Origin of the sequence: Rhodococcus sp. IEGM 1406 (assembly GCF_030056745.1) — a bacterium.
Taxonomy (GTDB): Bacteria; Actinomycetota; Actinomycetes; order Mycobacteriales; family Mycobacteriaceae; genus Rhodococcus_F; species Rhodococcus_F erythropolis.
The window spans coordinates 1,314,159-1,336,256 of the sequence record NZ_JASHKO010000001.1 but is presented as its reverse complement, the minus strand read 5'-3'; the positions used below and the strand labels follow the sequence as shown (position 1 = coordinate 1,336,256).

Genomic DNA, 22,098 nt, shown 5'->3' with positions numbered 1-22,098 from the left:
TCAGGAATCCGCCTCGCACGCCGGCAGAACGTCACGCACGATGGCGAGCAAACTGCGTACCAGCAGAAGGTGCACCTGTTCGCGGTCGAGCGCTCCCGTCACCAACCACTGCTTACTGGCGGCCTTCGCCAATCCTCCGTACGCCACGATCATCGAATGAACAGCAGCCTCGCTGCCTTCACTCGGTCGAATCTCGAGCGCATCCATCATGCGTCGCGCAGCAACGTCGTCAGCGTCCTGCAGGATCCGATCCATCTCGGGATCACGGCGGAGGTCGTCGGACATGACTGTCGAGATCCACATGTCGCGATGACGCCAGGCGACGTCGAGCCACCGATCGATCACGGCGCCGATCCGCTTCTCCTGGCTCGCCGATCGCGGAATGCGGTCCACCGCCACTTCGGGAATGAAGACGAATCGCCGCACGACGTCGAGGTACAACTCCCGCTTGGAGCCGAAGTAATGATTGAGCAGCGGACGACCGACCCCGGCCGCCTTGGCCAACTCGGTCATCGAGACGTCGGCAAAAGACTTCTCCTCGAAAACCTTTGCCGCGCTGACAATGATCTGCTCACGCCGGTCTTCAGGACCGAGACGCTTTCCGCCTGTGGCCGACGCGGACGTCATTCTTTTCTCGCGGGCGTGCTGTTGACCGTCGCCTGCGCTTCGACCATGAGCGAAATGTGTTCCACCAAACGCTTTCGAGAGATCTTGGAGGACGGGGTGTGCGCCTGATAGATGAACGCGAGGGCACCGAACAGCCCCACCGAATTGAGTTCGGAGTTCGCGGAGTCGGTTGCCTCGCCGCCGTACATCAGCTCGAGCGACGCGGAGATCGGATTGGTGAACTCCGCCATCAATTCTCGCCCTCGATCCCACAGCGCAGGTTCCGCCTGGGATTCGACGAACATGATGCGTCCACGGCGCGGATCCCTGAATACGTAGGTGGTGAAGGCCTTCACCACGTGACGGATCAGGGCCGACGGTTCGGAAGGCGCCGCCTCGAGAGCGTCCAGAATAGTGTCGCGCGCCCCGAGAACGACCTCGTCGAGCACGGCGACCAGCAGTTCGTCACGATTGGCGAAGCTCTCGTAGAAGTACCGTTCGGTCAGCGCAGCCTCGCGGCAGGTCGCACGCATGGTCGCGGCGGCCGCACCCTCGGTGCCCATGATCTGCAGCCCGGCTTCGATCAGCTGTGCCCGGCGCGCGGCGCGGCGATCTTCTGGTTCCTGCCCACGCCACCTGCGCGGGCCGGTGCGCCGAGCCTCGGTATCCGTCATGTCCCCATGTTCTCACTGACCGGCAGTGCTCTCGACCTCAGGTTATCGCGGCGACCTCGGCAAGCGAACTGACATCGCACGATGTCAATCAATTCAATTCTGACATCAATCGCTGTTGACATCACTTGATGTCAGACTTACTCTTCGTTCAGTTGTTCACGCACCAATCAGGAGGCGTCACACATGGTCGACATCGACCCAACCTCGGGGCCATCGGCCGGTGACGAGGAAACTCGAACTCGCCGAACACGAGTCGTCGTCATCGGAGCCGGTTTCGGCGGCATCGGAACGGCTGTCCGCTTGAAGCAGTCCGGGATCGACGACTTCGTCGTTCTGGAACGTGCCGCGGAGCCCGGGGGGACCTGGCAGGTCAATACCTACCCCGGTGCACAGTGCGACATCCCGTCGATTCTGTACTCGTTCTCGTTTGCGCCCAATCCGAACTGGACGCGGCTGTATCCGCTACAGCCCGAGATCTACGACTATCTCCGGGATTGCGTCCATCGCTTCGGACTGGCCGGTCATTTCCACTGCAACCAGGACGTGACAGAAGCTTCGTGGGACGAGCAAGCCCAGATCTGGCGGATACACGCTGCGGAAACCGTCTGGGAGGCACAGTTCCTGGTCGCGGCCACCGGCCCGTTCAGTGCCCCCGCCACACCCGACCTTCCCGGGCTCGAATCGTTTCGTGGTCAGATGTTCCACACCGCGGACTGGAACCACGACCACGACCTTCGCGGTGAGCGGATAGCCGTGGTCGGCACCGGCGCCTCTGCGGTGCAGATCATCCCCAGACTGCAACCGCTCGCGGACACGTTGACCGTGTTCCAGCGGACACCGACGTGGATCCTGCCGCATCCGGATCAGCCGATGACCGGCTGGCCAAGCGCTCTCTTCGAGCGGGTGCCGCTCACCCAACGACTGGCACGCAAGGGACTCGACCTGCTTCAAGAAGCCCTGGTACCCGGATTCGTGTACAAGCCGTCACTGCTCAAAGGGCTGGCCGCACTCGGCCGAGCACACCTTCGCCGGCAGGTGCGGGACCCGGATCTTCGCGCAAAGCTGCTCCCCCACTACGCATTCGGATGCAAGCGTCCGACGTTCTCGAACACCTACTATCCCGCGCTGGCGTCACCCAATGTGGAGGTGGTGACGGACGGAATCGTCGAGGTGCAGGAGCGCGGAGTTCTCACCGCGGATGGCGCCTTCCGGGAAGTCGACACCATAGTCATGGGAACCGGCTTTCGGATGGGAGACAACCCGTCGTTCGACATCATCCGAGGCCAGGACGGCCGCAGCCTCGCACAGACGTGGAACGGCAGTGCCGAGGCCTTCCTCGGCACCACTATCAGCGGTTTTCCGAACTTCTTCATGATCCTCGGCCCCAATTCCGTGGTCTACACCTCACAGGTCGTCACGATCGAAGCCCAGGTCGAGTACATCGTGAGCTGCATTCTTCAAATGGACGAGCGCGGCATCGGCAGCATCGACGTCCGCGCAGACGTGCAACGCGAGTTCGTACGCGCGACAGACCGCCGACTCGCCACCAGCGTGTGGAACGCCGGTGGGTGCAGTAGTTACTACCTCGTCGACGGCGGTCGCAACTACACCTTCTATCCCGGATTCAACCGATCATTCCGGGCCAGGACCAAACGAGCCGACCTCGCTCACTACGCGCAGGTACAACCCGTCTCGTCCGCAGCACTCACCACTGCTCGAGAAACCGTGAGGAGCCGATAATGCTCGGCATCAACGCCTTCCGAGGCACACCCGTCGTCGCACCGTCCGGCGCTCGCCGCTACACAGACGAAGCACATGCGATCGCCGCCCGTGACGTCGAATTCGACTGGGACGGCGTACCACTGCATTACGTGCCGAACGAACCGATGGTCACCCACGTCGTCAACTTCATGCATCTCGTGTTACCCGAAGGAGAGCGGGCCATGTCCGCAACGCTCGCCGAAGCACTCCCGCTCATCGAAGACACTCGCCTGCACGAAGAGGTGGTGGGATTCGTCGGCCAGGAAGCAACACACGCGTCGTCGCACAAAGGTGCACGCGAGCATCTTGCGGACCTCGGCATGGACATGAAACCGATGTCACGCCGGATGGACTGGCTCGTGGACAAGATATTGGGCGACAAAGGATTGACCGGAAAAGCCAAGCACGCCTGGCTCTGTGAACGTCTCGGCTTGTTTGCCGCCATGGAGCACTACACGGCAGTGGTCGGGGAATGGCTGCTCACCGATCCCGCCCTCGAAGATGCCGGCATGCACCCGATGATGCTCGACATGGTGAAGTGGCACGGCGCCGAGGAAGTCGAACACCGCAACGTAGCCTTCGACGCCTACATGTACGTGGACGGCAGCTACGCCAGACGCGTTCGCACGGCGCTGCTGGCCAGCTTCACGTTGTTCGTGCTGTTCATCGCCTCGATGAACTACCTGTTCCGACAGGACCCGTCCACGACGAAGGGCCGACTGTGGCCTCTCCAACTGATAAGCGCCACCCGTCGTGGCCTGGTACCCAACATGAAATTCCTGATCACCGAGATTCCTCCGTATCTGCGGCCGAGCTTCCATCCTTCCCAGATCGGGGACATGGACGTCGCCATGCGTTACCTCGCTCGCTCGCCTGCTGCCAATCGTTCTTCCGAAGCGAGCGCAGGATGAACAAGACGACTGCCGACAGTTCCCACGACGCACCCGACTTCACACCGACCCGGTCGTTGAGGTTTGCCGCGCAAGCCACCGGCGCATACCGCCGAATCTTTGCAGCAAGTCCAGCAGCGCAAATACTTTCGCGCCCCAGCCCGGTCCGCTACAGCGGGTTCGACATGACTCTGGACGTGAAGTCCGTCCGGTCAGAGTGCGACGACGTCCTGAGTGTCACCTTGACCCCGAGGGAAGGAATCACCCTTCCGTCGTGGATTCCCGGCGCCCACCTCGACATCTTTCTCCCCTCGGGAAGGCAACGACAGTATTCGCTGTGCGGCGACCCCGACGACTTGTCCTCGTATCGGATCGCCGTCCGGAGGATCGACGAGGGTGGGGGCGGCTCGCGCGAGATACACGAGTCGCTGAAACCCGGCATGGTTGTGGACGTCCGAGGGCCACGCAATGCATTTCCGTTTGTCGCTGCTCCGTCGTACCTCTTCGTTGCGGGCGGAATCGGGATCACTCCGCTCCTTCCCATGGTGCAACGTTGTCACCGCCGCGGAATCCCGTGGCGTTTGGATTATCTCGGACGATCTCGGACGGCCATGCCATTTCTCGACGAGATCGAGGAATACTCCAGCGGCCGGGTAACCATCCGACCGGACGACGAGTTGGGCCCGACGGATATCGAAACACTGGTCACTGCTGCGGATCCCGGTGCCGCGGTGTACACGTGCGGACCGGCGCCGCTGATGAACATGGTGCGCGCGGCGACCTTCGCCGGCAATCCGACCGGATCGGTGCACAGCGAGAGGTTCTCCCCACTCCCGGTAGTCGACGGCAAGGAGTTCACGGTGCATCTGGCGCGCACCGGTCTCACCGTCGATGTGGGCGAGTCCGAAAGTGCTTTGGCTGCGATACGACGTGCACTTCCCGGAGTCGCGTATTCCTGCCAACAGGGCTTCTGCGGTACGTGCAAGGTTCGGGTGCTCTCGGGGAGCGTCGATCATCGAGACACCTTGCTCACCGAATCCGAACGTGCCGATTCGATGTTGACCTGTCGATCACGTTCCACCGGTGCTTCTTTGGTGGTGGACCTGTGAGGGGAAAATTCTCTCTTGCGGCAGCCGACGCAGACTTCGTCCGATCCGCGCCGCTGGTGATCACTCACCGGATCGAATCCGAAGCGACGTGCGAAAGCTTGTGGCAGACGTTGACCGCGGACGGAGCGCTCACGTCGTGGGCGCGCGGGATCACCGGAGCCGACTGGACCTCGGCCAGACCATTCGGCATCGGGACTACCCGAACCGTGCGCGCCGGCGCTTTTGCTGCACTGAACGAGAGATTCTTCCGCTGGGACGAGGGGCACCGAATGACGTTCTACGTGGAGTCGGCGTCACTGCCGGGGTTCAAACGCTTCGCCGAAGATCTGGTGCTGGAACCGACTTCGACAGGCAGCCGCCTCACCTGGACATTCGCCGTACAAGCGCAGCCGTGGTTCGCCCCGATTCTGGCTCTGTCCCGACCGATCCTCGAACGCGTCACTCGCAGCTGGGCCGACGGCGCCGTCCACCACACACTTCAAGGAACTCCACAATGACGGCGACCGAGATCGACACGACCACACAGGCGTCCGACGACACGGTGACACAGGCAGTGCGCGACGCCCGAACTGCTTCCGAGTGGTGGGCAGAACTGACATTCGAGCAACGCGCTCGTCGACTGGATCGGTGGCGTGGAATCATCGCTCGTCGAGCATCCGAACTCGCCGACGTCGTGCACCGGGACATGGGCAAGCCGCACCCTGACGCGATGCTCGAAATCGCCATGGCACTCGAACATCTCGCGTGGGCGTCGAAGAATGCCCGAAAGGTATTGGGCAGGCGCAGCGTCCGCTCCAGTTTGTTGACGGTCAATCAGGCCGCCTCGGTGGAGTATCGACCTCTCGGGGTGATCGGTGTGATCGGTCCGTGGAACTATCCGGTCTTCACCCCACTCGGTTCGCTCTCGTTCTCGCTGGCTGCAGGCAACGCCGTGGTCTACAAGCCGAGTGAGTTCGCGCCGGCAGTCGGGCAATGGTTGGTCCGAGCGTTTGCCGAGGTCGTCCCTGAACATCCTGTGCTGCAAGTTGTCACAGGCGACGGTTCGGTCGGCGCGGCACTGTGCCTGGCCGGTGTCGACAAGATCGGGTTCACCGGATCGACCGCGACGGGCAAGAAAGTTATGGCAGCGTGCGCCGGGACCCTCACACCGGTGTTGATGGAATGTGGCGGTAAGGACGCGCTCATCCTTGATGCCGACGGAAATGTTGGTGCCGCCGCGGATGCTGCGGTGTGGGGCGCATTGTCCAACTCCGGTCAAACCTGTCTGGGCGTCGAGCGTGTATACGTGCACGAACAGGTATACGACGAGTTTATCGACAAGACAATCACTTTGGCTGCCCGAGTTCATGCGGGCCCGGGGGCCGAAGACAAGATCGGTCCGATCACCATGCCCTCGCAAGTGGCTGTAATCCGGCGCCACATCGACGACGCGGTGTCTCGAGGTGGACGTGTCGTTCTCGGAGGGCTCGGCTCGATCTCCGGCCAGTATGTGCAACCGACCATCATGGTCGACGTCCCCGAAGACAGCCTCGCCGTCACGGAGGAAACTTTCGGCCCGACGATGACGATCACCAAGGTCGCCTCGATGGACGAGGCGGTGGAGTTGGTCAATGCGTCGCCATATGCATTGGGAGCAAGCGTGTTCGGCAAGGATGGAGTGGCTGTTGCCGATCGGCTCCGATCCGGAGGAGCGTCGGTGAACTCTTACGTGATGTATGCCGCGGTTCCCAACCTGCCACTGGGTGGGGTCGGAGCATCTGGTTTCGGACGCGTTCACGGCCCAGATGGTCTGAAGGAGTTCACCTATGCCCGGTCGATGACCAGGCAACGATTCCGTTCGCCCCTACCACTGACGACGTTTCGACGGACCGCCCGAATCGACTGGCTGGTCAAGGTTCTCATCCGCGCTCTACACGGAAGGCACTGAAGCAATGACGGGACGCATGTCCGCAATTGCGGGAACAGTCCGCGATCTGGGCATTCCACTGCCCGGACGCCGAATCGACTACGACGTTGCCGGAAAGGTCGTGCTGATCACCGGCGGAGGCGACGGTATCGGTTCCGCGCTGGCGCGCACTCTCCACCGGCGTGGGGCCACCGTGGCGCTGGTCGACGTCAACGAAAGTTCATTGGCAACGGCCGAGCGCTCATTCGAGTCACAGCGAGTCGTGACGGTGACGGCCGATGTCCGAGATCGGGACGGCATGACAGGAGCCGTGCAAACGATCATCGAGCAGCTGGGCAGAATCGACGTCGTGGTTGCCAACGCCGGAATCACCCCTCCCCCGGCAACATTGCGCCAGATCGATCCCGACGCCTTCGATCGTGTGCTCGACGTCAATCTCACCGGCGTCTTCAACACCGTGCATCCGACCATCGACGAGGTGATCCGCAACAGTGGGCACATCGTCGTCGTGTCATCGGCGGCGTCGTTCGCCCCCGGTTTGGGCGGCGCTTCGTACATGATCAGTAAGGCTGGGGTCGAAGCGCTCGGCCGGGCGCTGCGTCTCGAGGTTGCCGGCTACGGCGCCACTGCCGGCATCGCGTACTTCGGGATGGTGGATACACAACTTGCACGCGCCACACTCGACGACGACGAGATCGGGCGCAAACTCGACGCTCGACTACCCGGTCCCCTCCGTCATCGAATCTCCCCGGACCGTGCCGCCACGGTGATCGCAGACGCGATCGCGCGCCGCGCCGCGCGGACCCTTGCCCCCGCTGCCTGGGAACCCTGGGCGTGGGGACGCGGATTCATCAATGTCCTGGCCGACGGCTATCTGGCCAGGGACAAACAGGCACACGACCTGATCCGCGAACTCGAAGACAGAACCACCGCTGCGGCCCCGACGAATGTATCAGCCCTGACAAAGGCATCCAGGAGATCATCATGACCACGTTGTGTGCAGCCTTCCAGCGAGTGTCGGCGGTAGCGCCCGACGCGGTGGCCCTGCGAGACATCGGCGATGCGCGAACACTGACGTGGCGCGAGTACGCCGAACAGGTCCGCGAGGTTGCCGCGGGATTGGCCGGAATCGGCGTGGGACACGGCGATACGGTTGCCTTGATGATGAGTAACCGCATCGAGTTCTATCCGATCGACGTCGGTGCCCAACATCTCGGCGCGACGTCCTTCTCCATCTACAACACGTCGGCACCCGAAGCCATCCGTTACATCCTCGCCAATTCCGGTGCACGGGTTCTCGTCTGCGAAGACCGGTACGTGGATACGGTCCGCCGCTCGGGCGCCACACTCGAGACGATCGTCGTCGTCGACGCGCAATCGCATGTCCACCAGCCCGGCACCGTGACCCTGGAGCAGATGAAGAATTCTGCCGCATCGGATTTCGATTTCGAGGGCACCTGGCGTGCGGTGAAACCGAACGACGTCGCCACGTTGATCTACACCTCCGGCACGACCGGCAACCCCAAGGGCGTCGAGACGACTCATGCATGCCTGTTGTTCGAAACCAACGCCGTAAGCGCTGTACTCCCCGTCGAATTCGGTGACCGCATCACCTCGTACATGCCGTCGGCGCACATCGCCGATCGGCTCACCTGCCTGTACATGCAAATGGTGTTCGGCACCCAGATCACTGTCGTACCGGATCCGAGCCAGGTAGCGGCCGCGCTTCCGGACTGTCGTCCCACGATCTGGGGCAGCGTCCCCCGTGTGTGGGAAAAGCTGAAAGTTGCAGTCGAATCGGCTGTCGCCAACGAACCGGACGACGCGCGGCGAGCGGCGTTGCAGTGGGCACTCGACGTCGGTCGCACTCGTCTCGCACACTTGCGAGCCGGTGAAACAGTCCCCGCCGAACTGGAAGCGGACTACGCCCGAGCCGATACGATGGTCCTGTCCGCTCTGCGTGCGAAACTCGGCTTTGCCGAACTGAAGTGGGCCATCTCTGGCGCCGCACCGATTCCGCCGGAAACCTTGGCATTCTTTGCGGCCCTGGGAGTTCCGATCTCGGAGATCTGGGGAATGTCCGAGCTGACATGCATCGCAAGCACCGCGCCGGCCGAGCCGACCAAGCTCGGAACGGTCGGAAAGTTGCTCCCAGGCATGGAAATGCGCATCGAGGCGGACGGCGAGCTACTGGTTCGAGGACCGTTGGTCATGAAGGGGTACCGCGGCGAACCCGCAAAAACGGCCGAAGCGATCAGTGCAGACGGGTGGCTCTCGACCGGAGATGTCGTCACCGCCGACGCGGACGGCTACCTCACGGTGATCGATCGCAAGAAGGAGCTGATCATCAACGCGTCGGGAAAGAACATGTCACCGGCTGCCATCGAGACGGCAGTGAAGACGTCGTCGTCGTTGATCGGTGAGGTCGTGACGATCGGAGACGGCCGAAAGTTCAACACAGCGTTGATCACACTCAGCGCCGACGCCGCGGTCGGAGCGGCACGCTCACTGGGACTTGCGTCCGAGGCCGCGGTACTCGCCAAGGACGCTCGGATCGTCGACATCGTTGCAACTGCTGTCTCCGAGGGAAACTCGCGTCTGTCGAGGGCCGAGCAGATCAAGCGGTTTCACGTACTCACCACGTTCTGGGTGCCAGGCGGCGACGAGCTGACACCGACGATGAAGCTCAGGCGCAAGCCGATAGCCGAGAAGTACGCATCCGAAATTGCAGCCCTCTATGCGGATTCGTTCGTAGAGGACGTCTACGAGCCTGCACCCTGCGCATAGATCAGCGTCTCGGTGGCCTTGACCACAAACGTAGCGGCCGATCCCGGAACCAGATCGAGTTCGGCCGCTGCGCTCGCCGTGATGTCGGCAGACAAGCCCGGCTGGCCGGCTTCGTCCTCCGCTCGCACTCGGACGACATCGCCTCGGTTTTCGATCTCCGCGATCGTGACCGCAAACGCATTTCGTGGGCTGCCGTGCGGCGGATCCAGGTAGACCGACACTGCTCGCGGCTCGAAGACCGCCACGGCGGCACTGCCGGCCGGTAGGTCGGTCTCCGTCTGGCCCGCGATATCCACCCCGACCGGACTTCTGAGCACTCCGTCTCCGGCCATCGTGCCGCTGCGCAAGTTGATCCCGGCGATGCGTGCTGCAAATGCACTACGCGGGCGGGTCAGAACTGTTCGTACGTCGCCACGTTCGACGACCCGGCCACCGTCCATGACGACAACCGTGTCGGCCAGCGCCAGTGCGTCCAGAGCGTCGTGCGTGACCAGTACGGCAGTGCGATCGCCGGTCCTGAGCACTCGGCGCAGTAACGACCGCAGCGCGGGGGCGGAGGCGACATCGAGCGCGGACATCGGTTCGTCGAGCAGAAGCAGTTCGGGTTCAGCAGCCAATGCCCTCGCCACTGCAATCCGTTGCGCTTGGCCGCCGGAGAGCTGTGAAGGCCTGCGGTCAGCCAAATCGCCGGCGTCGACTGCCTCCAGCCAATGGCGCGCGGACTCGGCGGAATCGCGACGCGACCGCCCTGCACTGCGCGGCGCGAACGCCACGTTCGCAGCCGCACTGAGATGGGGAAAGAGAAGTGCCTCTTGCGCGAGTAGGGCAGTGCCGCGCCGATGGGGTGCCAACACGACTCCCCTACGGGTATCGGTGAGAACGCGGGAATTGAGTTCGATCAACCCGCGCCGCGGATGATGCAGTCCGGCAACCGCCGCCAGTATCGTCGACTTGCCGGCGCCGTTCGGCCCGAGGATGGCGGTCACCTCGCCCGCCGCGACGTCGAACGTCGCAACGACGTCGCGCTCCGGAATCTCGATGTCGACGTGGAGGCCACTCACAACGAACCCGCCGATCCGCGTCCACGCACCGCAACCACGATGACCACCGCGACTACAACCAGCACCAGCGAAAGCGCCACCGCTGCATCCGGATCGGTCTCACGCTGGAGATAGATTTCCAGCGGCAGGGTACGCGTCACCCCTTGCAGACTTCCCGCGAAGGTCAGCGTCGCACCGAATTCCCCCAGCGCTCGAGCGAAAGCCAGAACTGCCCCTGACACCAGACCGGGAAGCACCAGCGGCAGAGTCACCCGGCGAAGCACAGTGGTCGGGCGGGCTCCGAGCGTCGAGGCAACGGCCTCGTATCTTGTACCCGCAGTGCGTAGTGCACCTTCGAGGCTGACGACGAGGAACGGTAGCGCAACAAACGTCTGCGCCAGGACCACCGCGGTTGTCGAGAATGCTATCTGGATGCCGAGCACTTCCAACTGCTCACCGATCAACCCTTTGCGCCCGAACGTGTACAGCAACGCGATACCGCCCACCACGGGCGGCAGAACCAGCGGGAGCAGAATCAACGATCGAAGAACGGACAGTCCCCGAAAATGACTGCGCGCCAATACCGCGGCCATCGGTACCCCGAACAGGATGCACAGCAGCGTGCTCATTGCCGCTGTCTTCAAACTCAGTTTCAACGCGGCAACCGACGATTCGGAAGTCACGAGTTCCCAGAACTGCGACCACTGCACGGTGGCCAGCATCGCCGCCAAGGGCGCGATGACAAACGCTCCGCCGATCAGCGCCGGAAGGTAAATCCATACCGGCAACCCGAGCGGAGCCCGGACTGCCGGTCTTAGGTGTGTCACGGGGCAGCGAATCCCGCGTCACTCAGAACTGCCAGGCCCTTGGGCCCCTTCACGAGATCGACGAATTTGGTTGCCGTTCCCGAATTCTTCGAATCCTTCAGCACCGCAATCTGGTACAGGTTGACCACCGTGGTGGCTTCCGGGAACGCGACCGTCTGCACCTTGTCACCCGCGGACTTCGCGTCGGTGACGTAAACGATGCCGGCATCGGCCTGCCCGAACGTCACCTTGTTGAGAACGTCCGTCACCGACGATTCCTCACTGACGGGCGAGAGGGTCTCACCTGTGGCCGTCTCGACCTTCTTCGTAGCCGCGCCGCACGGGACCTGCGGAGCGCAGATCACCAGTTGTGTCCCCTCCTTTGCCAGATCTGCGAAGGACGCGATGCCCTTCGGATTGCCAGGCGGTACAACGATCGTCAAGGTATTGCTCGCGAAATCCGAGGGCGACCCCGCGACGACACCGGCATCGGTGGCCTTGGTCATGTTGGCGGCGTCAGCCGAGGCGAACACGTCAGCCGGTGCGCCCTGGGTGATCTGGGCGACGAGATCCGAGGACCCGGCAAAGCTGAATGTGACCGATGAACCGGGGTTCTCGGACTCGAACTCCTTGCCGAGTTCGGTGAAGCTGTTCTTGAGTGACGCCGCCGCGAAGACGGTGATGCTTCCCGTGGCACTGTCACTGGAAGTGGTCGTGGTCGGAGCGGCCGACGACGTCTCCGACGACGAATTGTCGGAGGAACTACAACCGGTCACCAGGGCAAGCGAAAAGGCACCTGCTGCAACAAGTCCGACTACACGCTTCACGAATTTCCTCCAGTATGTTCAGAACTACGGCGTTTCCACGATGACCGTGGTGGCCTTCACGATTGCGACTCCGATACTCCCGACCTCGAGTCCGAGCTCCCGAACCGCGTCGGTACTCATCAACGAGACGACAGTGAAGGGCCCACACTGCATTTCGACCTGGGCCATCACCTTGTCGGTGACGACCTTGGTGACGAGGCCGGCGAACCGGTTGCGGGCCGAACTCGCACCCGTGAGCGGATCGGCCGGTGCGGGTCCGGCGTTGGACCGGGCGAAGCCCGCCAACTCGGCACCGTCGATGACCTTGCGGCCGGAGTCGTCCGTCGTCGCGGTGAGAAGCCCACCGTCGACCCACCGTCGAACGGTGTCGTCACTGACACCGAGCAGACCGGCAGCTTCGCGGATTCGAATGTTGGGCACCAGGTGATCGTAGGTCGCAAGTGCGGACCTAACAAGCCGAAATACTCCGCAGATGCGTGAACTAGTCAATCATGATCACGTATCTGCGGAGCATTGTCGATAGTTGCCGTAGACGAGTCAGCGCATCATTCTTCGGCCCAGGGCACGCGGCAGGAGTCGGTGCTGAACCCTTGCTCGGTGATCCCCAACGCCGAATACATCCGGGCGCGCATGTTTTCGAGCCCGATCTGATAGGTCAGTTCCACGACGCCCGCACGCCCGAACCTGCGCTCGAGATCCGCGACCTGCTCGTCCGTCACCCCGTTCTCCCCGTGCGGGTCACCGGTCATGGCATCGGCGTAGGCGATCGCGGCCCGCTCGTCCTCGCTGTACTTCGGTGAATCCCGGTAATTCGCGATCCCTTTCAGCTTGTCGATGTCCAAACCGTCCAGGCGCGAGAGCATCGTCCCGAAGTCGACACACCACGAGCAGCCGACAGTCCAGGCGACGCGATAGACGGCCAGTTCACGAATGTTCGACGGCAGCACCTTCGACGCCTTCTGCACGGCCATCTCGTGACGGGCAGCCGCGACGAACAATTTCCGATGGTTGGCCAGGACGGCAAAGGGCTCGGGGACTTCGTCGTACTGCCTGGCGGCGAATTTGTATGCCACTTTGATCAACGGACTGGCTTCTGACGGTGTCACTGCGGGAATGCGAGTCATGGCAAGCCTCCGTATGTTCTGGGGCACCGGATTCGATGCTCTCTACAGAGTTGGACGATGGCGGCGATTCAAACGTGACAAGCACCGCGTCCGAGCGGATGTGAGGATGCGGTGTCAGCCGACTAAGCTGCAAAGATGCCTTCGACGCCCCGCAACCGCACCGTCTCGCGTCTGCAGCCGTTCGCATCCACGATCTTCGCCGAGATGACAGCGTTGGCCACACTTCACGACGCGGTCAACCTCGGTCAGGGCTTTCCGGATACCGACGGTCCTGCGGCCATGCTCGAAGTAGCGCGCCGAGCCATCGCCGAGGGCGTCAATCAATACCCGCCCGGTCCGGGCATGCCCGTCTTGCGTCAGGCCATCGCGGAGGATCGGCGCGTCCGTTACGGACTCGACAGTGATCCCGACTCCGAAGTTCTGGTCACCGTCGGCGCCACCGAGGCGATCAGTGCTGCGATTCTCGGACTGGTCGAACCCGGCGAAGAAGTAGTGCTGATCGAGCCGTACTACGACTCCTACGCTGCATCCGTCGCATTGGCAGGCGCTGTGCGTCGCACAGTTCCGCTGGTTGCCGCGGGAGACGGATTCGCGGTCGATCTCGATGCATTGCGCGGCGCGATCACCGCCAAGACGAAGATGCTGATCGTCAACAGTCCTCACAACCCCACCGGCACCGTATTCACCGATCACGAACTTCGAGCGATCGCCGAACTCGCGTGCGAACGCGACCTGATCGTGTTGAGTGACGAGGTCTACGAGCACTTGGTCTTCGACGGCCTCACCCACACACCGATGGCGTCGCTCCCGGGCATGCGTGAGCGCACCGTCACTGTGTCCAGTGCCGCAAAGACTTTCAATGTCACCGGCTGGAAGACCGGCTGGGCGATCGGCCCCCGAGAACTCATCGACGGAGTCCGTGCCGCCAAGCAGTTCATGTCATTTGTTGCCGGTGCACCATTCCAACCGGCCGTTGCCTACGCGCTGACCAACGAACAGCCGTGGGTCGTCGAACTTCGACAGAGCTTGCAAGGCAAACGGGACGTACTCGGAAAAGCTCTGACCGAGGCCGGTTTCACGGTGCATTCCGGCGGCGGCACGTACTTCCTCCTTGCCGACATCAGACCGTTGGGTGAAACCGACGCGGGAGATTTCTGTCGCGCACTGCCCGAGCGTATCGGCGTCGCGGCCGTACCGGTCGACGTGTTTGCGGACAACCACGACGATTGGAAGCACCTGGTGCGCTTCGCCTTCTGCAAGCAGGACCACATTCTTTCCGAAGCTGCACGCCGTCTCCACCTGCTCCAAGGAGCAGCGCACCCATGACAGCGCGGACCATCCCGACCGCATTCGTCCACCGCTACCTCGCGTTCTCGCCGGACAACGACGTCGATTTGTCTGGTGCACTGCGAGCTGCTGGGATCGACCTGGAGACATTGTCGGACGCTCGCGCACGGCTGACCCCAACTCAGGTCACCACCTTCATCCAAACCACGTGGCAGATCACCGACGACGAATTGTTCGGCCTCGGATCCGCCCCGGTCCCCCGTGGCACTTTCCGATTGATCTGCCTGACGTTGATCCATTGCCCTGACCTCGGATCAGCCTTCGCTCGAATGTCCGACGTGATCCGTGCACTACCGGCTCTCGCCCCACTGGCGATCGAGAAGGGCGAGGAAAGCACGCGGGTGAGCTTCGCAGTCCGCGCTCGCGAAGGCGTCGCCGAACCTGATGTCGCAGAACGTGTCACAACCGATTTTGTCCTGATCTTGCTGCACCGATTTTCCGCGTGGTTGATCGGAAAGCGCGTCCGACTTCGGGCAGTCGAATTTCCGTACTCGGCACCGGATGCGCGGTTGGCGCAGGACTACGACTACATATTCGGAGCGCCGGTCACCTTCGGCGCGCAGCGAGCGGCACTGGAGTTCGACAACTCGGCCATGCGCGCACCGATCATCCAAACCGAGGAGACGTTGAAGGAGTACCTCCGAGAATCTCCGATTCAGCTCATGTCCGAACGCGATTACGACAGCACTGCGTCGGCGCAGGTGCGACGGGTCCTCGAACTCGGAGTGAAGGGGCGAACCTCCACGGCCGAGGAGATCGCCGAGATGCTCTCGATCAGCGTTCCCCATCTGCGTCGACTGCTGCGGCGTGACGGAACATCACTGAATCAACTACGCGAGGAAGTGCTCCGCGACGTAGCCATCGCGGGTTTGCGGCGCGGAGAATCCGTCGAAGTACTCTCGGCGCGATTGGGGTTCTCCGAGCCCAGCGCGTTCCGTCGGGCCTTCAAACGATGGACCGGCGACACTCCGAGTTCGTACCGCTAGCTGACGCAGAACTCGTTTCCTTCGGGATCGGTCATCGTGATCCACACGCTCGGCCCCTGCGCTCCACGGTGCAGGATCGTCGCCCCCACCGTCTCGAGGTGCGCTGCGACATCCTCGCGCTTATCGCCCACTCGTATGTCGAAATGGAGCCGGTTCTTCACCGTCTTCGATTCCGGAACCAGTTGGAACAGAACGCGGGGACGTTCGGGATGCTCCGGATCGCTGATGGCTGCACCTTCGCGCCAGACGAGAACTCCCTCGAAGGTCGTGGTGTCAGATTCCTTGGCGTGACCAGCAGCGACGAGGCCCCTGATGAAGTCTTCGTCGCTGGGCTCCGCTGCCCACCCGAGTGCTGCGGCCCACCACTTCGCCTGTTCGTGCGGGTGTGCCGAATCTACTGTGACTTGAAATTCGTATCCCATGTTCCGACGTTAACGCCGACCACCGACACCTAGTGAAGGTTCAGCCGAGCCCGGGCATCAGTCGACACTCTTGATGGTCTTCATGGTGATCAGCGATGTCACCCGCGAGACAGCCGGAAGCCCGCTGAGCTTGGTGACCATGAAGTTCTCGTACGTCGCGAGATCTTTCACCGCGACCCGAATGAAGTAGTCGGGAATTCCGAACAACCGCCGACATTCGATCACTTCGTCGAAGGCGGCGACCTGGGATTCGAAGTCCTCGATGGTCGCCTGGTCGTTGACTCCGATCTCGGCGGTGACAATCACCTGAAATCCTCGGCCAAGCGCTTCCTGACTGACGATCGCGCGGTACCCGGTGATGATTCCGTCGGCTTCGAGCTTTTTCACGCGGCGCAGGCAAGGGGACGGTGTCAGACCCACCAGATCCGCCAATTCCGTGTTCGTCAGACTCGAGTCCTGACGGAGGTGAAACAAAATTGCGTCATCCATGGCATCCATCGCACTATTATTGCGCACTGTTCAATATGTGGGCATTCTGAGCAATCGATCACCTCGATCTTTGTTATAGATTTGCGTCGTGATCGAACCAGCATCGTCGACGGCCGCGCCTGCCGTCGAACTCTCGCCGCGAACCCCGGCGTGGCGGCACGCCTTCCAACTGTCGCTGCCGGTCGGATTCGGCCTGCTCCCACTCGGGATAGCCCTGGGCGTTCTTGTGGTCCAACAGGGCCTCAACCCTTGGTGGGCAGTCGCTTTCACCTCGCTGATCTACGCCGGATCGCTGGAGTTTCTCGCCGTCGGAATGGTCGCGGCCATGACACCACTGCCGTACGTCGCTCTGACCGCACTGCTGGTCAACTTTCGACATGTGTTCTACGCCTTGAGTTTTCCGCTGGAAAAGATTCGCAACCCCTTCGCCCGCTTCTACAGCATGTTCGCGCTGACCGACGAGGCCTATGCGATGTCGGTAACTGCCGATCCCAAGGCACTCACCGGACGCGTCATCGTCTACTCCCAGCTGTACCTCCACGGCTACTGGATCGGTGGCGCGATCCTGGGCGCGACGGCAGGACAGTGGATTCCAGATTCGATAGTCGGTCTCGACTTCGCTCTGACCGCACTGTTCGTCGTCCTCTCGATCGAGGCAATTCGCGCACAAAACGGATTCGCGGTGCCGGCCGCTGCGGTCACCTGCGCCCTGGTCGCCCGGCTCGCAGCCCCGGATCACATGCTGCCAATCGCAATGGGCGCCTTCGTGCTCTTCCTGATCGGCCGCTTTGTCTACGACTCACGAAAGGCGAAGATCGATGCCTGACACCTCGTACATCTTTGCGGCGGTCGCAGTCATGGCCGTGGTCACCTTCGCGCTGCGCGCAATCCCCTTCGCCGCGCTCATGCCGCTGCGCTCCTCCGCCCTGGTCGGCTACCTCGGCATCTACATGCCGGCGGGCGTCATGCTGATCCTCGTGATGTATTCACTCAAAGGGGTGTCGATCACCGCCCCGTCTCACGGCCTCCCCGAACTGATTGCAGTGTGTGCCACGATCGCCGCGCACCTGTGGCGAAAGAATGCCGTCCTGAGCATCGTTGTCGGAACGACGATCTACGTTGCGCTGGTCAATACCGTGTTTGCCTGAGCAATTCCCATCCGGGAGCAAAGCAGCTTTACTCCCGGATGGGTGATTTGTAACCTCCAGGCGCTTATCTGAACAGTTGAACACTTATACGATTTCAGTAGGGTGGCCGCCGGCCGCGACTGAAAGATCGGTGAGGCTCGATGTCCACGACAATGACCACGACGGGCACCCGAATCGCCGGCGCTTGGCACAGTCTGGATCGAGGCCAGCGTCGAAGCATCATCGGAATGACCGTCACCGTCGTTGCACTCAACGTCGTCGGGTGGGCAGTTCTTCTCGGTCTGGTTGTCCCCGGCCACTACACGATCGAAGGCAGTGTCTTCGGCATCGGACTCGGTGTCACGGCGTACACGCTCGGCATGCGCCATGCTTTCGACGCCGATCACATCGCCGCCATCGACAACACCACTCGGAAGTTGGTGGCGGACGGCAAGAAACCGATGTCCGTCGGTTTCTGGTTTTCACTCGGACACTCCACCATCGTCTTTGTTCTCGTCGCACTTCTGGCGTTGGGTGTGCGGCAACTTGCCACCAGCCTTTCCGACGACAACTCCGATCTGGAAAAGTGGACCGGCTTGTTCGGCACAACCATTTCCGGAACGTTCCTGATCTTGATCGGCCTCCTGAATCTTTTCTCTCTCATCGGGATTCATCGGGTGTACACGAAGTACAAGGCCGGAACCTTCGACGAGGAACAACTCGAGAAGGAACTCGACAGCCGCGGCGCCCTCAACAAGATCCTGGGCCCGGTGATGAAGATGGTTCGCAAGCCCTGGCACATGTACCCGGTCGGTCTGCTGTTCGGACTGGGATTCGACACCGTCACCGAAGTGGGACTGTTGGTGATCGCCGGCGGCGCAGCAGCGACAGGGCTCCCGTGGTATTCGATCCTCGTTCTACCGATACTCTTCTGCGCCGGGATGTCTCTGTTCGACTCGATCGACGGATCGTTCATGAACTTCGCTTACGGTTGGGCATTTGCCCAGCCGGTACGAAAGATCTACTACAACATGGTGATTACCGGGCTCTCGGTGGCAGTGGCACTGCTGATCGGGACCCAGGAAATCATCTCGATCTTCACCGACAAACTCGACATTCACGACGGGATTCTCGGCGCCATCGGGAACTTGGATCTCGGCGCGATGGGCTTCATCATCGTCGGACTCTTCGTTGCCACCTGGATGATCGCCCTCCTTGTGTGGCGGTACGGCCGCATCGAAGAACGGTGGCAGGCACAATCCGTTGCCGCCGCACCTCGATCGACCGCTGAATAGTTTGGCAATCCGAGTCTTCTACGCACATTCAGTGCGTTTCCCACATTTATCGAAAGACGCATCCCGCGGAGTTGGCGAGATGCAATAGTGGAGTTCGAACGGGGTGAGCCCCGGCTAGGAGAAAACGGTGCGGATACGTCATGCGGTAGTGGGTGTGGCAATCACGGGACTTGTTCTTGCAGTGGCCGGCTGCGGTAGCGGCGACGGCGAAGCTGCCGAAGGACCAGGCATCGCCGTGGCGGCGGAAACCAAGCAAGTTCCCGACCGGGTGACCGTGCATCGACCTGGCCTCATCGACACCAGCATTTCCCCGTTCGACGTGCCTGAATGGCCAGGGCCGCACCCCTCTGAATTCCTCGAGCCCAACCCGCCGTCGGGCGAGAGCGGTGAGATCGCCGGCGACCAAGCTGCGGCAACGTACGCGGCCTCGCTCGACAACCCCGATGCACTATGGAATGTCGGTGGCACGGTGGAGTGGCTGGTTGTCGATCCGTTCCGTGAAGGTCTTCCACCGAGGTCTCCGCACTGACCGGATCCAACGATCGTTGCGAATTCAGTTCGGCCCCAATGCAGCACAGAACTCGCCGGGTTGATCGACATGCAACCGCAGCCCACCGATCGTGGTGGGACTGGCCTTCGAGAGCCGTTTCGGGAGCGTGACCGAGAGCGGCCGATCGAAGTCTATGTCCACGACAGTGCCGTCGGGCCCCGGCAGAACCAAGCGATCGTCGACAATCACATTTGCTGTCTCACCGAACCTTCGGACCATGCTCGCCCGCGAAATCCGTGATCGGTCCACCTCGACTCGAATGCCCGTGCCGGATCGAAACACTACCGTTCGAGCCGAGACGAGGTGCGGGTGCACGACGCGTCCGGCAAGCCAACCGCCAATCGCAATCAGCGACAACACCGTTGCAACGAGCAGCACGACGCGAAGCCACTGCCACGGCACCAGGAAGTGAATCGCTACGGCCTCGATCACACTCGCCGCAACAAATGCCACCGGTATCGACATTGTCCCCCTCGCGTAGCCGAAAGTCGCTGTATCACTGGAACCTCCGTCTCTCCGACCCGTCGAGAGCAACCACAGTGATCGGATCACGCCGTACCGCCTGACATGAGACGTGTTGCGACGCGCGCGACCACTTCACGTTGCGCTGGATCGGGCACCAGGTCCGCGATCCCAACCGAGAATCCCACACCTGCGGAGTCTCCGTCTGAGTACACATCGCCGAGCACCCCGTCCAGTGATTCCTCCAGTTCGTCCGACAAGTACGCGATCTCGTCTGCAACCTCGGCTACCTCGCGCCCAGACAGAGCGGCGAAACGACGGTACAGATCGACAATTCTCTTCCGGTCGCCCTCGTCGGACAGCAATCGCGCAGCCGTGGAGAACAGTTCGTGTGGCGCTGCTCCCGAGATCGCCACCAATTCCCACATGTCGCGTTCACGCTCGAACAGACGCCGAACCGAATCCGTCGGGGACGACGCGATCAACTCGTCGAACGCAGACAGCAACTCCACCGGAAGCGGCGAGACCACCCGGCCGGCGCCTCGCGCCGAGAGCATTTCCTGGAGGCGCACTCGCTGGTCTGCGAGGACGCGCTGTTTCCGGTCTATCTCCGCGATCAGGGAGGAAAGATCTTCGGCGAAGTCGTCCGGTTCTCGTGCATCGATCGGCTTCGGTTCGATCATCGCGGCAATGGATCCGAGTGGAATGCCGGCGGCGGAGAGCCAACGAATGCGCATCAGCCTGACCAGATCGGGAAGTTCGTAAGTTCTGTAACCGTTGGACAGTCGTCTCGGCTCGGCCAGCAGCCCCAGTCGGTGATAGTGCCGAACGGTCCGCGGAGTGGTGCCTGCCGCACTGGCCACGTCGCTGATTCGCATACGAACAGCATCAACTATGACGCTACGTCATAGTCAAGGCCGGCATGCCGGCCTTGAGGCCTAAGGTCCTGTTCTGCCTGCCAATAGTTTCGCAGACGAATTTCGCGGGTATTGATCACTTGCGGCGGCGATTTCCAGAGCGAGGGGTCAGCCGCGCAAGGTCTGCCCCCGGCTGTCACTCGCCGGGTGGCGGGCCGCCAAAACCAGCGGGCCGCCGAAAACAATCTGTGCCAGGCGATGATTTCGATGCAAACGACACGACTCGACACCATCCTGATTCTGATCGTCGGGACGGCAATCGGACTGAGCGTCTGGCTGGCCACGCAGGAACCATTCGCGTCGATCGGACTCGGAATCGCAACGGTGGTGATCTGCTGGATCTCTTGCTCGATGATCCACGGCTTCCCACACCGATCGACGAAGGACATGCGTCCGCGCGAGAACCAGGATCGCGAGTCACCGAAACGGCGCTGACGCCGCGTAGTGACGAGGCCAACCGTGGAGGCCCGGACACAGCGAAGTGAGTGGTTCACCTGTCGCAGGTGAACCACTCACTTCGGTCAGAGGATTACACCTCGTCAGGTCGCCAGGTCGCGACGGCCCAGATCACAGCGACGTCGAGGGCGATGATCACGATCGACCACAGCGGGTAGTACGGCATCCACAGGAAATTCGCCACGATCGAGAGCGCCGCGATCACAAAGGCCATGCCGCGGGCCCACGTCATGCCGACGAACAATCCCAGCGACACCGCGATGCCGATGATTCCGAGCACGATGTGGATCCAACCCCATGTCGTGACATCGAATTCGAAGGTGTAGTTGACTCCGACGATCAGCAGGTCGTTGTCTGCGAGAGCCGCGATGCCCTGCAGCAACGCGACGATTCCCGCGACGAAGAGCAGGCAGGCTGCCGCCACCGTGGTCCCGATGGCAAAGCCTTGTCGGACAGGATGGTTCGCATGAGATTGGTGCGGAGCAGTCATGACGTCCCCTTCTTCGGCGAAATAGCG

26 protein-coding genes are annotated in these 22,098 nt (G+C 62.1%); 14 read left to right on the top strand and 12 right to left on the bottom strand.

The genetic code is table 11. The features are described 5' to 3' along the window. Nucleotides 1–627 (bottom strand): TetR/AcrR family transcriptional regulator, encoded by a 627-nt coding sequence (locus QM596_RS06465; protein ID WP_020970505.1) that lies wholly within the window; start codon nt 625–627, stop codon nt 1–3. Continuing rightward, the gene (locus tag QM596_RS06460; protein WP_046379073.1) at nt 624–1,280 is read right to left on the bottom strand and encodes a TetR/AcrR family transcriptional regulator; all 657 of its coding nucleotides are present in this window, start codon (nt 1,278–1,280) and stop codon (nt 624–626) included. The genes QM596_RS06465 and QM596_RS06460 overlap by 4 nt, the downstream gene beginning before the upstream one ends. A 183-nt stretch (nt 1,281–1,463) precedes the next feature. Here QM596_RS06460 and QM596_RS06455 point away from each other — a divergent pair, with 183 nt between their 5' ends. Genes QM596_RS06455 through fadD11 form a run of 7 tightly spaced genes read left to right on the top strand, consistent with a single transcriptional unit; the run spans nt 1,464 to nt 9,733 of the window. Next, nucleotides 1,464–3,020, top strand: coding sequence for a flavin-containing monooxygenase (locus QM596_RS06455; protein ID WP_042952734.1), 1,557 nt, complete (start codon nt 1,464–1,466; stop codon nt 3,018–3,020). Then, the gene (locus QM596_RS06450; RefSeq protein WP_020908819.1) at nt 3,020–3,952 is read left to right on the top strand and encodes a metal-dependent hydrolase; all 933 of its coding nucleotides are present in this window, start codon (nt 3,020–3,022) and stop codon (nt 3,950–3,952) included. The genes QM596_RS06455 and QM596_RS06450 overlap by 1 nt, the downstream gene beginning before the upstream one ends. Then, nucleotides 3,949–5,040: a PDR/VanB family oxidoreductase gene (locus QM596_RS06445; protein WP_021332197.1), complete on the top strand. Its 1,092-nt coding sequence runs from the start codon at nt 3,949–3,951 to the stop codon at nt 5,038–5,040. Before QM596_RS06450 ends, QM596_RS06445 begins: the two co-directional genes overlap by 4 nt. Then, nucleotides 5,037–5,537, top strand: a complete 501-nt coding sequence (locus tag QM596_RS06440; protein WP_021332196.1) for an SRPBCC family protein — start codon at nt 5,037–5,039, stop codon at nt 5,535–5,537. Before QM596_RS06445 ends, QM596_RS06440 begins: the two co-directional genes overlap by 4 nt. Continuing rightward, the gene (locus QM596_RS06435) at nt 5,534–6,967 is read left to right on the top strand and encodes an aldehyde dehydrogenase family protein (protein ID WP_046379078.1); all 1,434 of its coding nucleotides are present in this window, start codon (nt 5,534–5,536) and stop codon (nt 6,965–6,967) included. Before QM596_RS06440 ends, QM596_RS06435 begins: the two co-directional genes overlap by 4 nt. Nucleotides 6,968–6,971: 4 nt before the next feature. Further along, on the top strand, nt 6,972–7,934 hold the full coding sequence (locus QM596_RS06430) for an SDR family oxidoreductase (RefSeq protein WP_283308410.1): 963 nt from the start codon (nt 6,972–6,974) through the stop codon (nt 7,932–7,934). Beyond that, entirely contained in the window at nt 7,931–9,733 is a 1,803-nt protein-coding gene (fadD11, locus tag QM596_RS06425) for a fatty acid--CoA ligase FadD11 (protein ID WP_283308409.1), read from the top strand. The genes QM596_RS06430 and fadD11 overlap by 4 nt, the downstream gene beginning before the upstream one ends. Here fadD11 and QM596_RS06420 read toward each other — a convergent pair. From QM596_RS06420 to QM596_RS06400, 5 genes are all read right to left on the bottom strand, one after another. After that, nucleotides 9,709–10,794, bottom strand: a complete 1,086-nt coding sequence (locus QM596_RS06420; RefSeq protein ID WP_283308408.1) for a sulfate/molybdate ABC transporter ATP-binding protein — start codon at nt 10,792–10,794, stop codon at nt 9,709–9,711. The two genes, fadD11 and QM596_RS06420, sit on opposite strands and share 25 nt — an antisense overlap. Beyond that, complete coding sequence (locus QM596_RS06415; RefSeq protein WP_020970514.1) at nt 10,791–11,600, bottom strand: ABC transporter permease; 810 nt, start codon at nt 11,598–11,600, stop codon at nt 10,791–10,793. Before QM596_RS06415 ends, QM596_RS06420 begins: the two co-directional genes overlap by 4 nt. Beyond that, the gene (gene modA / locus QM596_RS06410) at nt 11,597–12,406 is read right to left on the bottom strand and encodes a molybdate ABC transporter substrate-binding protein (RefSeq protein WP_283308406.1); all 810 of its coding nucleotides are present in this window, start codon (nt 12,404–12,406) and stop codon (nt 11,597–11,599) included. The genes QM596_RS06415 and modA overlap by 4 nt, the downstream gene beginning before the upstream one ends. 24 nt (nt 12,407–12,430) lie before the next feature. Next, nucleotides 12,431–12,826, bottom strand: a complete 396-nt coding sequence (locus QM596_RS06405; RefSeq protein ID WP_003940157.1) for a TOBE domain-containing protein — start codon at nt 12,824–12,826, stop codon at nt 12,431–12,433. A gap of 125 nt (nt 12,827–12,951) precedes the next feature. Further along, nucleotides 12,952–13,530, bottom strand: coding sequence for a carboxymuconolactone decarboxylase family protein (locus QM596_RS06400; RefSeq protein WP_020908828.1), 579 nt, complete (start codon nt 13,528–13,530; stop codon nt 12,952–12,954). 135 nt (nt 13,531–13,665) lie between these two features. Here QM596_RS06400 and QM596_RS06395 point away from each other — a divergent pair, with 135 nt between their 5' ends. Both QM596_RS06395 and QM596_RS06390 read left to right on the top strand, forming a co-directional pair. Then, entirely contained in the window at nt 13,666–14,856 is a 1,191-nt protein-coding gene (locus tag QM596_RS06395; RefSeq protein ID WP_283308404.1) for a pyridoxal phosphate-dependent aminotransferase, read from the top strand. Then, nucleotides 14,853–15,863, top strand: coding sequence for an AraC family transcriptional regulator (locus tag QM596_RS06390; RefSeq protein WP_283308403.1), 1,011 nt, complete (start codon nt 14,853–14,855; stop codon nt 15,861–15,863). Before QM596_RS06395 ends, QM596_RS06390 begins: the two co-directional genes overlap by 4 nt. Here the strand turns inward: QM596_RS06390 and QM596_RS06385 are convergent. Together QM596_RS06385 and QM596_RS06380 are read right to left on the bottom strand one after the other, a co-directional pair. After that, nucleotides 15,860–16,285: a VOC family protein gene (locus tag QM596_RS06385; RefSeq protein ID WP_003940409.1), complete on the bottom strand. Its 426-nt coding sequence runs from the start codon at nt 16,283–16,285 to the stop codon at nt 15,860–15,862. The genes QM596_RS06390 and QM596_RS06385 overlap by 4 nt on opposite strands. 57 nt (nt 16,286–16,342) lie before the next feature. Beyond that, complete coding sequence (locus QM596_RS06380) at nt 16,343–16,783, bottom strand: Lrp/AsnC family transcriptional regulator (RefSeq protein WP_020970517.1); 441 nt, start codon at nt 16,781–16,783, stop codon at nt 16,343–16,345. A 79-nt stretch (nt 16,784–16,862) separates the two neighbouring features. On the opposite strand from QM596_RS06380, the gene QM596_RS06375 reads away from it, so the two are divergent. From QM596_RS06375 to QM596_RS06360, 4 genes are all read left to right on the top strand, one after another. Beyond that, nucleotides 16,863–17,600 carry an AzlC family ABC transporter permease gene (locus QM596_RS06375; protein WP_283308402.1) on the top strand — a complete coding sequence of 246 codons (738 nt, stop codon included), beginning with the start codon at nt 16,863–16,865 and terminating at the stop codon, nt 17,598–17,600. Continuing rightward, nucleotides 17,593–17,922 (top strand): branched-chain amino acid transporter permease, encoded by a 330-nt coding sequence (locus tag QM596_RS06370; RefSeq protein WP_003940007.1) that lies wholly within the window; start codon nt 17,593–17,595, stop codon nt 17,920–17,922. The genes QM596_RS06375 and QM596_RS06370 overlap by 8 nt, the downstream gene beginning before the upstream one ends. Nucleotides 17,923–18,062: 140 nt before the next feature. Next, nucleotides 18,063–19,196 carry a Nickel transporter NicT gene (nicT, locus tag QM596_RS06365; RefSeq protein ID WP_037119767.1) on the top strand — a complete coding sequence of 378 codons (1,134 nt, stop codon included), beginning with the start codon at nt 18,063–18,065 and terminating at the stop codon, nt 19,194–19,196. A gap of 127 nt (nt 19,197–19,323) precedes the next feature. Continuing rightward, the gene (locus QM596_RS06360) at nt 19,324–19,725 is read left to right on the top strand and encodes a hypothetical protein (RefSeq protein ID WP_020908832.1); all 402 of its coding nucleotides are present in this window, start codon (nt 19,324–19,326) and stop codon (nt 19,723–19,725) included. Nucleotides 19,726–19,749: 24 nt separating this feature from the next. Here the strand turns inward: QM596_RS06360 and QM596_RS06355 are convergent, their stop codons facing one another. Together QM596_RS06355 and QM596_RS06350 are read right to left on the bottom strand one after the other, a co-directional pair. After that, a complete protein-coding gene (locus QM596_RS06355) occupies nt 19,750–20,211 on the bottom strand; it encodes a hypothetical protein (protein WP_020970521.1) in 462 nt (153 codons plus the stop codon). Nucleotides 20,212–20,294: 83 nt separating this feature from the next. Continuing rightward, nucleotides 20,295–21,086: a MerR family transcriptional regulator gene (locus QM596_RS06350; protein ID WP_024487274.1), complete on the bottom strand. Its 792-nt coding sequence runs from the start codon at nt 21,084–21,086 to the stop codon at nt 20,295–20,297. A gap of 246 nt (nt 21,087–21,332) precedes the next feature. Here QM596_RS06350 and QM596_RS06345 point away from each other — a divergent pair, with 246 nt between their 5' ends. Next, a complete protein-coding gene (locus QM596_RS06345; RefSeq protein ID WP_020970523.1) occupies nt 21,333–21,560 on the top strand; it encodes a hypothetical protein in 228 nt (75 codons plus the stop codon). A 94-nt stretch (nt 21,561–21,654) separates the two neighbouring features. Here the strand turns inward: QM596_RS06345 and QM596_RS06340 are convergent, their stop codons facing one another. Further along, entirely contained in the window at nt 21,655–22,071 is a 417-nt protein-coding gene (locus QM596_RS06340; protein WP_003940106.1) for a DUF7144 family membrane protein, read from the bottom strand. Between the last annotated feature and the right edge of the window lie 27 nt (nt 22,072–22,098).

Bases quoted from the DNA above. Each gene is read 5' to 3' on its own strand.
- QM596_RS06350 (WP_024487274.1), bottom strand. From the start codon at position 21,086: ATGCGAATCAGCGACGTGGCCAGTGCGGCAGGCACCACTCCGCGGACC.
- QM596_RS06345 (WP_020970523.1), top strand. From the start codon at position 21,333: ATGCAAACGACACGACTCGACACCATCCTGATTCTGATCGTCGGGACG.
- QM596_RS06340 (WP_003940106.1), bottom strand. From the start codon at position 22,071: ATGACTGCTCCGCACCAATCTCATGCGAACCATCCTGTCCGACAAGGC.
- QM596_RS06465 (WP_020970505.1), bottom strand. From the start codon at position 627: ATGACGTCCGCGTCGGCCACAGGCGGAAAGCGTCTCGGTCCTGAAGAC.
- QM596_RS06445 (WP_021332197.1), top strand. From the start codon at position 3,949: ATGAACAAGACGACTGCCGACAGTTCCCACGACGCACCCGACTTCACA.
- QM596_RS06450 (WP_020908819.1), top strand. From the start codon at position 3,020: ATGCTCGGCATCAACGCCTTCCGAGGCACACCCGTCGTCGCACCGTCC.
- QM596_RS06400 (WP_020908828.1), bottom strand. From the start codon at position 13,530: ATGACTCGCATTCCCGCAGTGACACCGTCAGAAGCCAGTCCGTTGATC.
- QM596_RS06370 (WP_003940007.1), top strand. From the start codon at position 17,593: ATGCCTGACACCTCGTACATCTTTGCGGCGGTCGCAGTCATGGCCGTG.
- QM596_RS06355 (WP_020970521.1), bottom strand. From the start codon at position 20,211: ATGTCGATACCGGTGGCATTTGTTGCGGCGAGTGTGATCGAGGCCGTA.
- QM596_RS06435 (WP_046379078.1), top strand. From the start codon at position 5,534: ATGACGGCGACCGAGATCGACACGACCACACAGGCGTCCGACGACACG.
- fadD11 (WP_283308409.1), top strand. From the start codon at position 7,931: ATGACCACGTTGTGTGCAGCCTTCCAGCGAGTGTCGGCGGTAGCGCCC.
- QM596_RS06395 (WP_283308404.1), top strand. From the start codon at position 13,666: ATGCCTTCGACGCCCCGCAACCGCACCGTCTCGCGTCTGCAGCCGTTC.
- QM596_RS06455 (WP_042952734.1), top strand. From the start codon at position 1,464: ATGGTCGACATCGACCCAACCTCGGGGCCATCGGCCGGTGACGAGGAA.
- QM596_RS06460 (WP_046379073.1), bottom strand. From the start codon at position 1,280: ATGACGGATACCGAGGCTCGGCGCACCGGCCCGCGCAGGTGGCGTGGG.
- QM596_RS06380 (WP_020970517.1), bottom strand. From the start codon at position 16,783: ATGGATGCCATGGATGACGCAATTTTGTTTCACCTCCGTCAGGACTCG.
- QM596_RS06430 (WP_283308410.1), top strand. From the start codon at position 6,972: ATGACGGGACGCATGTCCGCAATTGCGGGAACAGTCCGCGATCTGGGC.
- QM596_RS06390 (WP_283308403.1), top strand. From the start codon at position 14,853: ATGACAGCGCGGACCATCCCGACCGCATTCGTCCACCGCTACCTCGCG.
- nicT (WP_037119767.1), top strand. From the start codon at position 18,063: ATGTCCACGACAATGACCACGACGGGCACCCGAATCGCCGGCGCTTGG.
- QM596_RS06385 (WP_003940409.1), bottom strand. From the start codon at position 16,285: ATGGGATACGAATTTCAAGTCACAGTAGATTCGGCACACCCGCACGAA.